The organism is Pseudomonas sp. Sample_22, from assembly GCF_004307635.1.
Taxonomy (GTDB): Bacteria; Pseudomonadota; Gammaproteobacteria; order Pseudomonadales; family Pseudomonadaceae; genus Aquipseudomonas.
In genome coordinates this window covers 239,757-251,944 of sequence record NZ_RCNY01000086.1, presented here as the reverse complement: position 1 = coordinate 251,944, position 12,188 = coordinate 239,757, and the positions used below count along the sequence as shown (strand labels likewise).

The window sequence follows — 12,188 nt, the reverse complement described above, 5'->3', positions numbered from 1 at the left end:
GGCACGAGTATGTAAGTCGGAGGTTTTTTCGTATGACCAATTCTTTGCAGCCTGCATATGCTCTGGTCCCGGGTGCGAACCTGGAGGCCTATGTGCACACCGTCAACAGCATTCCATTGCTGACGCCGGAGCAGGAGCGTGAACTGGCCGAGAGTCTCTATTATGAGCAGGATCTTGAGGCGGCTCGGCAGATGGTGCTCGCCCACCTGCGTTTTGTCGTACATATCGCCCGTAGCTATTCCGGCTACGGCCTGGCTCAGGCTGACCTGATCCAGGAAGGCAACGTCGGCCTGATGAAGGCCGTGAAGCGCTTCAACCCGGAAATGGGCGTGCGCCTGGTGTCCTTTGCCGTTCACTGGATCAAGGCGGAAATCCACGAATTCATCCTGCGCAACTGGCGCATCGTGAAAGTCGCGACCACCAAGGCCCAGCGCAAGCTGTTCTTCAATCTGCGCAGCCAGAAAAAGCGTCTGGCCTGGTTGAACAACGAGGAAGTCCATCGTGTGGCGGAAAGCCTCGGTGTAGAGCCTCGGGAAGTGCGTGAGATGGAAAGTCGCCTGACTGGCCACGACATGGCCTTCGACCCGGCTGCCGAAGCCGACGACGACAGTGCGTTCCAGTCGCCGGCCAATTATCTGGAAGACCACCGGTACGACCCGGCGCGTCAGCTGGAAGACGCCGACTGGAGCGACAACTCCAACCACAACCTGCACGAAGCGCTGGAAGTGTTGGACGACCGCAGCCGTGACATCCTCTACCAGCGCTGGCTGGCGGAAGAAAAAGCCACGCTGCACGACCTGGCGCAGAAGTACAACGTATCGGCCGAGCGTATTCGTCAGCTTGAGAAGAGCGCGATGAACAAGCTCAAGGTGTCGATCGCCGCGTAACCCGGGCACCAGTAATAAAAAACGCCCCGATCATTGATCGGGGCGTTTTTGTGTGTGCCCATTATTGGCTATTGAGCCCAAGGCGCCCGGCGCGAATCGTTGAGGCCAACCAGATAACTCTCACCACCCAACTGACTCATCTGCCGCCGAATCCAGCCTGCGCGCCGCGCCACGTATCCCGTCGGATGACTGGCACTCCACACCCGCGGATTGGGCAGGACCGCCGCCAGCAAGCTCGATTGCTGGCGGCTGAGGCCTTTGGCGCTGACGCCAAAATGGTGCCTGGCCGCAGCCTCGGCACCGAACACGCCGTCATCCCACTCGACACTGTTGAGGTACACCTCGAGAATCCGCTGTTTGGGCCAGAACACTTCGATCAGCCCGGTGAACCAGGCTTCCAGGCCTTTGCGCAGCCAGCTGCGACCGGACCACAGGAACAGGTTTTTCGAGACTTGCTGGCTCAGGGTGCTGGCGCCGCGGATCGAGCCGCCGAGTTCGTTATGGGCCAGTGCCGCCTTGATCGCATTCACGTCAAAGCCCCAGTGTTCGGGGAATTTCTGATCTTCGCCGGCAATCACTGCGACTTTCAGGTCATCGGAAATTTCATCCCACGGCTTCCACGAGCGTTGCAGGTCGATGGGCTCGCCATCGATCCAGGATTCGATCTTGCGCTCGACCATCAGCGCCGTCCCCGGTGGCGGCACCACGCGAAAGATCAGCACCAACAGGACGCTGCCGCCCATGAACCAGAGCACGGCCTTGGTGAAATGACGGAAATAGATACGCAGCATAGAGATGGCTTGGCCGAACCCGTGGAGCGGGCCATTATACAGACCCTGTAGATTGAGTCTGACTGGAGTTCTTCATGCTGCGTGGCTTTCTGATGCTGGCCGCTTTTTTCGGCTTCACCGGTGTCGGCCTTGGGGCGTTTGCGGCCCATGGCCTGAAAAACCGTCTGAGCGCCGAGTACCTGGCGATTTTTCATACCGGCGTCACCTATCAACTGGTGCACACTCTGGCACTGCTGGGTGTCGCGTTGCTGGCCACGCAAATCCCCGGGCGCCTTGTGACGTGGGCTGGTGCATCGTTTGCCATCGGCATCCTGCTGTTTTCCGGCAGCCTGTATGTGCTGACGCTGACCGGAGTCAGCAAGCTTGGCATCATCACGCCATTTGGCGGGCTGGCGTTTCTGGTGGGCTGGTTTTGCCTGGGCCTCGCCGCCTGGCGGTTGAGCTGACCTCTGTAGGAGCGAGGCTTGCCCGCGATGGAGGTGAACGATAACGCGTGCTTGCTGATTACACGCGTTGTTCTGGCATCCATCGCGAGCAGGCTCGCTCCTGCAAGGTGTGTGACTGACGAATGGCTTGGGTCGGCCTGACTGATCGGGCTAGAATGCCAGCCCCTAAAAATGATGGCGGCATCCGGCATGCGCATTCAGTTGAACGGCGAATCCTTTGAACTGCCCGACGGTGAAACCGTTGCGGCCCTGCTGACCCGCCTGGACTTGACCGGACGCCGGGTGGCGGTCGAACTCAATCTGGATATCGTCCCGCGCAGTCAGCATGCAGATACCACCCTGAACGACGGCGACAACGTCGAAGTCGTGCACGCCATCGGCGGCGGCTAGTCGCCTCGGCCGAAAGGCCGCAGCATTCAGCAAGTACCTCACTCCTACAGAGGATTTCCCATGAGCATCGTTCGTAGCGACAAGCCTTTCGTCCTGGCCGGTCGTACTTACCAGTCGCGTTTGCTGGTCGGTACCGGCAAGTACCGTGACATGGAAGAAACCCGCCAGGCCATCGAAGCCTCGGGTGCCGAGATCGTCACCTTCGCCGTGCGTCGCACTAACCTCGGGCAGATCGAGGGCGAACCGAACCTGCTTGAAGTGCTGTCGCCGGATCGCTACACCTTCCTGCCGAACACCGCCGGTTGCTACGACGCGATCGAGGCCGTGCGCACTTGCCGCCTGGCCCGTGAGCTGCTCGATGGTCACAACCTGGTAAAGCTGGAAGTGCTGGCCGACCAGAAAACCCTGTTTCCCAACGTGATCGAAACCCTCAAGGCCGCAGAAACACTGGTCAAGGAAGGTTTCGACGTGATGGTCTACACCAGTGATGACCCGATTATCGCCCGTCAATTGGCGGAAATCGGCTGCATCGCCGTCATGCCGCTGGCCGGTCTGATCGGTTCGGGGCTGGGGATCTGCAACCCGTACAACCTGCAGATCATCCTCGAGGAAGCGAAAATTCCGGTGTTGGTGGATGCCGGTGTCGGTACCGCTTCCGACGCCGCCATCGCCATGGAATTGGGCTGTGACGCGGTGCTGATGAATTCGGCGATCGCCCACGCGGGGCAGCCGGTCATGATGGCCGAAGCCATGAAACACGCGATCGTCGCGGGCCGCCTGGCCTACCTCGCCGGCCGCATGCCGAAAAAACTCTATGCCAGCGCCTCTTCGCCGCTGGATGGTCTGATCAAGTAAGAGCCATTGATGACTGAATCGAACGACACGCCTATCCAGACGGAAGAAGGCGACGAGCGCCAACACCGCCGCATCAAGAGTTTCGTGATGCGCGCCGGGCGCATGACCGAAGGCCAGCAGCGCGGCCTGGACCAGGGCGCAGCGAAATTCGTGTTGCCGCTGGCCGACGCACCGGTGGATTTCGACCAGGTGTTCGGTCGCTCGGCACCACGCTCGCTGGAAATCGGTTTTGGCATGGGCCATTCATTGCTGGAGATGGCAGCAGCCTCGCCGGAACAGGATTTCATTGGCGTCGAGGTTCACCGTCCGGGTGTCGGCGCGCTGCTCAATGGCGTGTTGACCCAGGGTTTGACCAACCTGCGGGTCTACGATTGCGACGCCATCGAAGTGCTCAACCGCTGCATCGCTGACAACAGCCTTGATCGTCTGATGCTGTTCTTCCCGGACCCGTGGCACAAGAGCCGTCACCACAAGCGTCGCATCGTTCAGGCTTCGTTCGCTGAGCTGGTACGCAGCAAGCTGAAGGTGGGCGGCATTCTGCACATGGCCACCGACTGGGAACCGTATGCCGAGTACATGCTGGAAGTGATGAGCGTCGCGCCGGGTTATCGCAATCTCGCCGAAGACGGCAAGTGCGTACCCCGTCCGGCCGAACGCCCGATCACCAAGTTCGAACGCCGTGGCGAACGTCTTGGGCATGGCGTGTGGGATCTGAAGTTCGAAAAGCAGTCCTAAATCGCGCCATAGCTGATCATTCCCACGCTCCGCGTGGGAATGCCTCAACGGACGCTCCGCGTTCGGTTTTAAAAGGGACGAAGAGCGTCCTGGGCTGCGTTCCCACGCAGAGCGTGGGAACGATCAATGGCCAGGGAATCAGCGGCGGTCCGCGACTACGCCGATGAGTACCAGCACCACCAACAACACCGGCGCCAGGCTGTAGTTGTTGAACTGGCTCAAACCCCGAACGATCCATGGCGTGGCGTAGATCAACGCTGCGCCGCTACCCACCATGCACAACAGGGCCATCAGCGGCACGCGCAGGGCGCCGGCGATGCTGCCCAGGCGTTGCTCGACCCAGCCTTTGAAATCCGCACCGAACAGCACCAGCAGGCAACCCACCAGGGCCAGGGCGATTTCCGAGAGGTTGCTGCGGCTCCAGCGAGACACGGTGGCAAGCAGGTCGAGTACCAAATCCATTCGATTTCCTTATGTCAGAAATTTCTGCAGCAAGTCGTTGAGGAAGAGTTGTCCGCGCTCGGTGGCTACCAGACGTGACGGTTCGACCTGCAACAGGCCGCTTTGTTCGGCTGCCCGGCGGCCTTCGGCAAGGCTTTCCAGGGGCATGCCGGTACGTTCTGGATACAGCCGCGATTCGACGCCTTCCGTCAGGCGCAGCGCGTTCATCAGGAACTCGAACGGCATCTCATCGTTGTTCAGGGCTTTCTCGCCGGCCTGGAAGCTTTTCGCCGGATTCAAATAGTCCTTCGGCAAGCGAGTCTTCCATGTGCGGATGATGCGGCCGTCCGGATGGCTGAGTTTGCCGTGGGCACCGGCACCGATGCCGATGAAATCGCCGAAACTCCAGTAATTGAGGTTATGCCGCGCCGGTCGACCTGGCAGGGCATAGGCCGAGACTTCGTATTGCGCGTAACCGTGCTCGGCGAGTAGCGCCTGGCCTGCCTCCTGGATTTCCCACAACGTATCGTCTTCCGGCAGCGTCGGCGGCTGGTTCCAGAATACGGTGTTGGGTTCCAGGGTCAGTTGGTACCACGACAGGTGCGTGGGTTTCAGGGCAATGGCCGTGCGCAGGTCCGCCAGAGCGTCTTCCAGGGACTGATCCGGCAAGCCGTGCATCAAGTCCAGGTTGAAGTTATCGAACCCGGCCTGACGTGCCATGCCAGCGGCGCGTACCGCTTCGTCACCATTGTGAATGCGGCCCAATGCCTGGAGTTTTTCCTGCTGGAAGCTCTGGATGCCGATCGACAGGCGATTGATCCCCAGTTTCCGGTAGGCCACGAACTTGTCCTGTTCGAAGGTGCCGGGGTTGGCTTCCAGGGTGATTTCGATATCGTCGGCAAACGCGATGCGCTGTTCCACGCCTTTGAGCAAACGCCCCAGGGCTTGGGCGCTGAACAGGCTCGGCGTGCCGCCACCGAAGAAAATCGAGCTCAGCTCACGCCCGTGAACGGCATGCAGGTCCTGATCGAGATCGGCCAGCAACGCGTCGACATACTCTTCTTCCGGCAGCACAGGACTGGCAGTGTGGGAGTTGAAGTCGCAATAAGGGCATTTGCGTACACACCACGGAATGTGGATGTACAGCGCCAGGGGCGGCAGCACTGACAGCGCCGCCCGAGGCGTTTGCGCATCGCCGCCGAAGATCAGTGGCGATGCTGTGGATTCACCGGTCATTTCAAGCCCAGGCGCTGGCGCAGCAGATCCATTGCACGGGCGCGGTGGCTGATCCGGTTCTTTTCGGCAGGGCTCAACTCAGCGCTGGAGCACTCGCGTTCCGGCACCCAGAACAGCGGGTCATAGCCAAAACCGTGTTCGCCGCTGGCCTGGGTCAGGATGCGCCCGTGCCACAGGCCTTCGCAGAGGATCGGCAGCGGATCGTCGGCGTGACGCACCAGTGCCAGCACGCAGACAAACTGCGCACCGCGTTCGGTTTCAGGCACGTCCTTCAAGACGTCGAGCAGCTTGGCGTTGTTCGCCGCATCGCCTTTGCCGTCGGCATACCGCGCCGAGTAGATGCCCGGCGCACCGCCGAGGAAGTCCACCGCCAGCCCGGAATCGTCGGCCAGCGCCGGCAGGCCGGAAATGCGCGCGGCATTGCGGGCCTTGAGGATGGCGTTCTCGACGAACGACAGGCCGGTTTCTTCAGGCTCGATGCTGCTGAACTCGCCGATCGAGCGCAGTTGCACCGAGTCGCCGAGCATGGCCTGGAGTTCCTTGAGTTTGCCGGCGTTATGGCTGGCCAATACGAGTTGCGTGAAGTTGATCATTGGCCGGGGAATAGCTCTTGGTTGAAATTGATGGTGTGGATTTTGTCACCGGTCTGCACCTTGATGTCGAAGGTGCGGTTTTCCTGTTGCTCCACCGGGAATTGGGCGATGTAGTAGATCGCGCCCTGTTCAGTGATCTGGCGGAAGTTCAGGTTCACGCTCTGGCTGGTGAGGTCTTTGACCGTACCGCTGACCTGAGCCATTTGTGGCTTGCCGTCCTTGAGCACGGAAATATTGATGACGCCCTGGTTCTTGCTGCGGGTAAGCTCTGCGGCTTTGGCGATGTCGGGCGTCAGATACGTGGAGTTGAAGGTGTTGTAGTGCACCGTCACGTCGCCAAACTTTTCCTGGCGGTCACCCTTGATGGTGTCAGCAGCCATGGCGGTGACGCTCAGGCAGGCAGTAAGTAAAAACAGCGCTAGACGACCCATGATCGTTCTCCTCGAATGTGGTGGATCAGACCGCGACCTTGTGGTCTGCAAGCCCCGGGCTGCTGACGCGGTAAATACCGATCTCACCTAACAGATTAGGCCATAGCTTACTGGCCCACCCGTGCCGATGCTGTTGATCCACGGCAAGCCGATCAATGACCTTGGCTTCACGTTCGCGACACAAGGCTTCAAAGTCGGCGAAGGTGCAGAAGTGGATGTTCGGCGTGTTGTACCAGGTATAAGGCAGGAACTCGGAAACCGGCATACGGCCCTTGCTCGCCAGGTACCAGCGGCAGCGCCAATGGCCGAAATTCGGGAACGTGATGATGCACTGGCGACCGACCCGCAGCATTTCGTCGAGGATCCTGTCCGGATAGTGCACCGCTTGCAGCGCCTGGGTCATGACCACGACGTCGAAGCTGTTGCTGGCGAAGTTGCCCAGGCCCTTGTCCAGGTCCTGCTCGATGACGTTGATGCCTTTGGCCACGCATGCGGCGATGTTGTCCGCATCGTTTTCCAGGCCGTAGCCGGTGACTTGCTTGTTGTCGCGCAGCCAGGTCAGCAGTTCACCGTCGCCGCAACCAAGGTCGAGCACGCGGCTACCGGCGGGGATCCATTCCTGGATGATTTCCAGATCAGCTCTCATGGCTATCTCACAACGTAATGCGGTTCATGTAGTTGCCGAACGCCTGCAAGTAACGCGGGATCGGGATCAGGAAGGCGTCATGACCTTGCGGCGCATCGATTTCCAGATAACAGACGTCCTTGCGTGCAGCCATCAGTGCGTCCACCAGTTCCCGCGAGCGGGCAGGCGAGAAGCGCCAGTCGGTGGTGAACGACATCACGCAGAATTTTGCCGTGGCGTTTTCGAAGGTTTTTGCCAGGTTATCGTCGAAGTTGGCTGCCGGATCAAAGTAATCCAGGGCCTTGGTCATCAACAGATAGGTGTTGGCATCGAAGCGCCCGGAGAACTCTTCGCCCTGATAACGCAGATAGCTTTCAACCTGGAACTCGACACTGTGGAAGTCGTAGTTGAGCTTTTCGCTTTTCAGGCCGCGGCCGAATTTCTCGCCCATGGAATCATCGGACAGATAGGTAATGTGCCCGACCATTCGCGCCAGCATCAGGCCGCGCTTGGGAATCACGCCGTGTTCCTGGAAGGAGCCGCCATGGAACTCCGGGTCTGTGAGAATCGCCTGGCGCGCCACTTCGTTGAAGGCGATGTTCTGCGCCGACAGTTTGGGGGCCGAGGCGATGGCCAGGCAGTGGCGCACGCGATCCGGATAAGTGATGGTCCACTGCAACGCTTGCATGCCACCCAGGCTGCCACCGATGACAGCGGCCCATTGGCCGATGCCCAGCAGATCCGCCAGGCGCGCCTGGCTGTGCACCCAGTCTTCCACGGTGAGCACCGGGAAGTCGGCGCCGAACGGCTTGCCGGTTTCCGGGTTGACGCTGCTCGGGCCGGTAGAACCGTTGCAACCGCCGAGGTTGTTCAGGCTGACCACGAAGAACTTGCTGGTGTCGATCGGCTTGCCGGGGCCGATGCAGCTGTCCCACCAACCGGGTTTGCGGTCGTCGACGCTGTGATAGCCGGCAGCGTGGTGGTGACCGGACAAGGCGTGGCAGATCAGCACGGCGTTGCTCGCTGAAGCATTCAGCGTGCCGTAGGTTTCGTAAATCAGGTCATAGGCTGGAAGCGAACGGCCGCAGGCCAACGCCAGGGGTTCGCTGAAGTGCGCCATTTGCGGCGTCACCAGACCAACAGAATCGGGGGGAAAGGCAGCTGGCATCGACCCTGCTCTCGTTGAAATGAGGCGTAAGTCTAAAGACCGCTGCCCCTAGCAGCAAGCAACTACCCGCGATGATCGTTCCCATGCTCTGCGTGGGAACGCAGCCAGGGACGCTCCGCGTCGCAAAGAGCCGAACGCGGAGCGTCCGCAGAGGCGTTCCCACGCAGAGCGTGGGAACGATCATGAAGGCCGGGCCTGTTTTTCCTGTTACACCGGGGCGCTGCCTTCGCGGGCAAGCCTCGCTCCTACAGAAGTCATATACGTCCTGTAGGAGCGAGGCTTGCCCGCGATGAACGATGACGCGGTCCAGCTGCGAACGAGTCAGATCAGGCCAAACAATTCCTTCGGCATCAGCGCGTAGTAAGCCAGGCGCGGGATCAGCCAGCTTTGCAGCAACTGCAACGCGATGAAGGCGAAGATCGGCGAAATATCGAGGCCGCCCAGGTTCGGGATGATCCGGCGGAACGGCGCAAGTACCGGCTCGGTGATCTGCTGCACCAGTTCCGCCCCCGGGTTATGACTGCCCGGAGCGACCCAGGACAGGATCACACTGATGATCATCGCCCAGAACAGGATCTTCAAGAACAGCGCGAAGATACCGATCAGCGCCCAAGGCGCCAGGAGCAGGGCGTCGACCGAGTAGCCACTGAGCAGCAGGATGACCGCGAACAGCGCCATTTGCACCAGCAGGGCCAGGACCAGCGACGACATGTCCAGACCGAACATGCTCGGGATCACCCGGCGCAGTGGCTTGAGCAGCGGTTGAGTGGCTTTCACGGCGAACTGGCAGAGTGGGTTGTAGAAGTTGGCACGCACCAGTTGCAGGATGAAGCGCAACAGCACGATCAGCAGATACAGGCTGCCCAGGGTTTGAATCACAAAAATGGCAGCGTCATTGAGTCCGAGCATTATTGATTCCTTATTGAGAGCTGATTAGCGGCCAAGTTGCTCAGCCATCTCGGCGGAGCGGTGCGCGGCGGCGCCCAGTGCTTTTTCGACCAGGGCTTCGAAACCGTTGGCCTGGAACGACTTGATAGCGGCTTCCGTGGTGCCCGCAGGCGAGGTCACGCGGCGACGTAATTCCGCGGCGTCGACGTCACTGGATACCGCCATGTGTGCAGCGCCCAGGGCGGTTTGCAAGGTCAACTGCGCGGCGATGTCCGCTGGCAGGCCGAGTTTCACGCCTGCGGCGGTCATGGCTTCGATCAACAGGAAAAAGTACGCCGGGCCGGAGCCAGAAACGGCGGTAACCGCATCCAGTTGCTGCTCTTGGTCCAGCCACAGGGCAATGCCGACTGCGGACAACAGCTCCTGGGCTTGCTGACGCTGCTCGGCTGTCACTTCGGCGGTGGCGAACAAGCCGCTGACACCCTGGCGTAACAGGGCCGGCGTGTTGGGCATGCAACGCACGATGGGCTGGGCACCGAGCCAGTTGTTCATGCTGGCGCAAGTGATGCCGGCGGCAATCGACACCACCAGCTGGTTGGACTTGAGGCTTGGGCGGATGGCCTCGCAAACGGCTTTCATCGCCTGGGGTTTGACCGCCAGTACGACCACATCGGCGCCATCGACGGCCTGGGCGTTGTCGGCGAATACTTCGATGCCATGCTCGGCGCTCACGCGGGCGCGGGTTTCTTCACCCGGATCACTGGCGCGGATCTGCGCCGCATCCAGACCTTTGGCCCGCAGGCCACCGATCAGGCTGGCGGCCATGTTGCCGGCACCGATAAAGGCAATACGCGTCTTGCTCATGTCAGGTCCTTATTCAGAAGTGTCTCAGCCATGTTACGGCTGACTGTAGTCGCGAGCGCCGAACAGTGCCGTACCGATACGGACCCAGGTGGCGCCCTGGGCAATGGCCGATTCAAGATCGTGGCTCATGCCCATGGAAAGTGTGTCGAGCGGCAGGTTGAGGCTGGCTTGCAGGCTTTGCACGGCCGCGAAGGCGGCATCCTGGGCGGCGCGATCGTCGGTCGGCTCAGGGATAGCCATCAGCCCGCGCAACTTCAGGCGCGGCAGGGCGCTGATGGCATTAGCCAGGGCCGGCAGATCGTCGGGGGTGCAGCCGGATTTACTGGCCTCGCCACTGACATTGACCTGGATGCAGATGTTCAGTGGCGGCAAATCGGCAGGGCGTTGTTCGGACAAGCGTTGTGCGATTTTCAAGCGATCCACGGAGTGTACCCAATCGAAATGCTCGGCAATGGCACGAGTCTTGTTCGATTGAATGGGGCCGATGAAGTGCCAGATCAAGGGCAGGTCGGCCAGTTCGAGCTGCTTGCCCAAGGCCTCCTGCAGATAGTTCTCGCCAAAGTCCCGCAGGCCGGCGGCATAGGCTTCGCGCAAGGCTTGTGCGGGTTTGGTTTTGCTCACGGCCAGCAGCTGGACGCTGTTTTCGACGCGATTGGCGGCGAGTGTTGCGGCATGTATGCGCGAACTAACCTGAAGAATGTTGTCTGCTATCGTGGACATCAAGAGGCGCCAGCGGTCTGAAGGTTCGCGGCATTCTACTGGAATTGAGAGACGCTATGGATATCACTGAACTGCTCGCCTTCAGCGCCAAACAGGGCGCATCCGACCTGCACCTGTCAGCGGGCCTGCCGCCGATGATTCGGGTCGATGGCGATGTACGACGGATCAATCTGCCGGCACTGGATCACAAGCAAGTGCAGGCGTTGATCTACGACATCATGAACGATACCCAGCGGGTGGATTTCGAAAAGCACCTGGAAACCGACTTTTCCTTTGAAGTGCCCGGCGTCGCCCGCTTTCGGGTCAACGCGTTCAACCACAGTCGCGGTGCCGGCGCAGTGTTCCGCACGATTCCGTCCCGGGTCCTGAGCATGGACGAGCTGGGCATGGGCGACGTGTTTCGCAAAATGACCGACGCGCCTCGCGGCCTGGTACTGGTGACCGGCCCGACCGGCTCCGGCAAGTCCACCACGCTGGCGGCGATGATCGATTACCTGAACAACCATCGCCACCATCACATCCTTACCATCGAAGACCCGATCGAGTTTGTCCACGAATCGCGCAAATGCCTGATCAATCAACGTGAAGTCCACCGCGATACCCGCAGTTTCGCCACGGCGCTGCGTTCGGCCCTGCGCGAGGACCCGGACGTGATCCTGGTGGGCGAGATGCGCGACCTGGAAACCATTCGCCTGGCGCTGACCGCTGCGGAAACGGGTCACCTGGTGTTCGGCACGCTGCATACCACGTCGGCGGCAAAAACCATCGACCGGATTGTCGATGTGTTTCCGGGTGATGAAAAATCCATGGTGCGCTCAATGCTCTCCGAATCATTGCTGGCGGTGGTGTCGCAGACACTGGTGAAGAAAATCGGCGGTGGGCGCATGGCGGCCCATGAGATCATGCTGGGGACGTCGGCGATCCGTAACCTGATCCGCGAAGACAAGGTGGCGCAGATGTACTCATCGATTCAGTCGGGCGGGTCGCTGGGGATGCAGACGCTGGATATGGGCTTGAAGGATTTGGTGAGCAAGGGGTTGGTCAGTCGCGAGCATGCGCGGGAGAAGGCGCGGTCGCCGGATGGTTTTTGAGAATTGAAATGCAACCGTGGGGAGGGA

16 protein-coding genes are annotated in these 12,188 nt (G+C 60.5%); 6 read left to right on the top strand and 10 right to left on the bottom strand.

The window, feature by feature from the left end; translation table 11 throughout:
- Positions 1-32 precede the first annotated feature (32 nt).
- On the top strand, positions 33-887 hold the full coding sequence (gene rpoH, locus D8U73_RS25175) for an RNA polymerase sigma factor RpoH (protein WP_056853991.1): 855 nt from the start codon (positions 33-35) through the stop codon (positions 885-887).
- Positions 888-955: 68 nt separating this feature from the next.
- Here rpoH and mtgA read toward each other — a convergent pair whose 3' ends face one another.
- Positions 956-1,678, bottom strand: coding sequence for a monofunctional biosynthetic peptidoglycan transglycosylase (mtgA, locus tag D8U73_RS25170; protein WP_130906050.1), 723 nt, complete (start codon positions 1,676-1,678; stop codon positions 956-958).
- Between the two features lie 74 nt (positions 1,679-1,752).
- On the opposite strand from mtgA, the gene D8U73_RS25165 reads away from it, so the two are divergent.
- From D8U73_RS25165 to trmB, 4 genes are all read left to right on the top strand, one after another.
- Positions 1,753-2,124 carry a DUF423 domain-containing protein gene (locus tag D8U73_RS25165; protein WP_056853989.1) on the top strand — a complete coding sequence of 124 codons (372 nt, stop codon included), beginning with the start codon at positions 1,753-1,755 and terminating at the stop codon, positions 2,122-2,124.
- Between the two features lie 189 nt (positions 2,125-2,313).
- Positions 2,314-2,514, top strand: a complete 201-nt coding sequence (gene thiS / locus D8U73_RS25160) for a sulfur carrier protein ThiS (protein WP_007953386.1) — start codon at positions 2,314-2,316, stop codon at positions 2,512-2,514.
- A 60-nt stretch (positions 2,515-2,574) separates the two neighbouring features.
- The gene (locus D8U73_RS25155; RefSeq protein ID WP_056853988.1) at positions 2,575-3,369 is read left to right on the top strand and encodes a thiazole synthase; all 795 of its coding nucleotides are present in this window, start codon (positions 2,575-2,577) and stop codon (positions 3,367-3,369) included.
- A gap of 9 nt (positions 3,370-3,378) precedes the next feature.
- Positions 3,379-4,104 (top strand): tRNA (guanosine(46)-N7)-methyltransferase TrmB, encoded by a 726-nt coding sequence (gene trmB / locus D8U73_RS25150; RefSeq protein WP_130906049.1) that lies wholly within the window; start codon positions 3,379-3,381, stop codon positions 4,102-4,104.
- Positions 4,105-4,242: 138 nt separating this feature from the next.
- Here trmB and D8U73_RS25145 read toward each other — a convergent pair whose 3' ends face one another.
- From D8U73_RS25145 to D8U73_RS25105, 9 genes are all read right to left on the bottom strand, one after another.
- Entirely contained in the window at positions 4,243-4,566 is a 324-nt protein-coding gene (locus D8U73_RS25145; protein WP_056853986.1) for a DUF3392 domain-containing protein, read from the bottom strand.
- Positions 4,567-4,575: 9 nt separating this feature from the next.
- Entirely contained in the window at positions 4,576-5,781 is a 1,206-nt protein-coding gene (gene hemW / locus D8U73_RS25140; RefSeq protein WP_130906048.1) for a radical SAM family heme chaperone HemW, read from the bottom strand.
- On the bottom strand, positions 5,778-6,374 hold the full coding sequence (rdgB, locus tag D8U73_RS25135; protein WP_130906047.1) for an RdgB/HAM1 family non-canonical purine NTP pyrophosphatase: 597 nt from the start codon (positions 6,372-6,374) through the stop codon (positions 5,778-5,780). Before rdgB ends, hemW begins: the two co-directional genes overlap by 4 nt.
- Positions 6,371-6,805 carry a DUF4426 domain-containing protein gene (locus D8U73_RS25130; RefSeq protein ID WP_056853983.1) on the bottom strand — a complete coding sequence of 145 codons (435 nt, stop codon included), beginning with the start codon at positions 6,803-6,805 and terminating at the stop codon, positions 6,371-6,373. The genes rdgB and D8U73_RS25130 overlap by 4 nt, the downstream gene beginning before the upstream one ends.
- A gap of 25 nt (positions 6,806-6,830) precedes the next feature.
- A complete protein-coding gene (metW, locus tag D8U73_RS25125; protein WP_056853982.1) occupies positions 6,831-7,451 on the bottom strand; it encodes a methionine biosynthesis protein MetW in 621 nt (206 codons plus the stop codon).
- Between the two features lie 7 nt (positions 7,452-7,458).
- Positions 7,459-8,598, bottom strand: coding sequence for a homoserine O-acetyltransferase (locus D8U73_RS25120; RefSeq protein WP_056853981.1), 1,140 nt, complete (start codon positions 8,596-8,598; stop codon positions 7,459-7,461).
- Between the two features lie 321 nt (positions 8,599-8,919).
- Positions 8,920-9,507 carry a YggT family protein gene (locus D8U73_RS25115; protein WP_130906046.1) on the bottom strand — a complete coding sequence of 196 codons (588 nt, stop codon included), beginning with the start codon at positions 9,505-9,507 and terminating at the stop codon, positions 8,920-8,922.
- A gap of 24 nt (positions 9,508-9,531) precedes the next feature.
- Entirely contained in the window at positions 9,532-10,350 is an 819-nt protein-coding gene (gene proC / locus D8U73_RS25110) for a pyrroline-5-carboxylate reductase (RefSeq protein ID WP_130906045.1), read from the bottom strand.
- A 33-nt stretch (positions 10,351-10,383) separates the two neighbouring features.
- Complete coding sequence (locus tag D8U73_RS25105; protein WP_130906044.1) at positions 10,384-11,070, bottom strand: YggS family pyridoxal phosphate-dependent enzyme; 687 nt, start codon at positions 11,068-11,070, stop codon at positions 10,384-10,386.
- A 56-nt stretch (positions 11,071-11,126) separates the two neighbouring features.
- On the opposite strand from D8U73_RS25105, the gene D8U73_RS25100 reads away from it, so the two are divergent.
- Positions 11,127-12,161, top strand: coding sequence for a type IV pilus twitching motility protein PilT (locus D8U73_RS25100; RefSeq protein ID WP_130906043.1), 1,035 nt, complete (start codon positions 11,127-11,129; stop codon positions 12,159-12,161).
- The last annotated feature ends 27 nt before the right edge of the window (positions 12,162-12,188 follow it).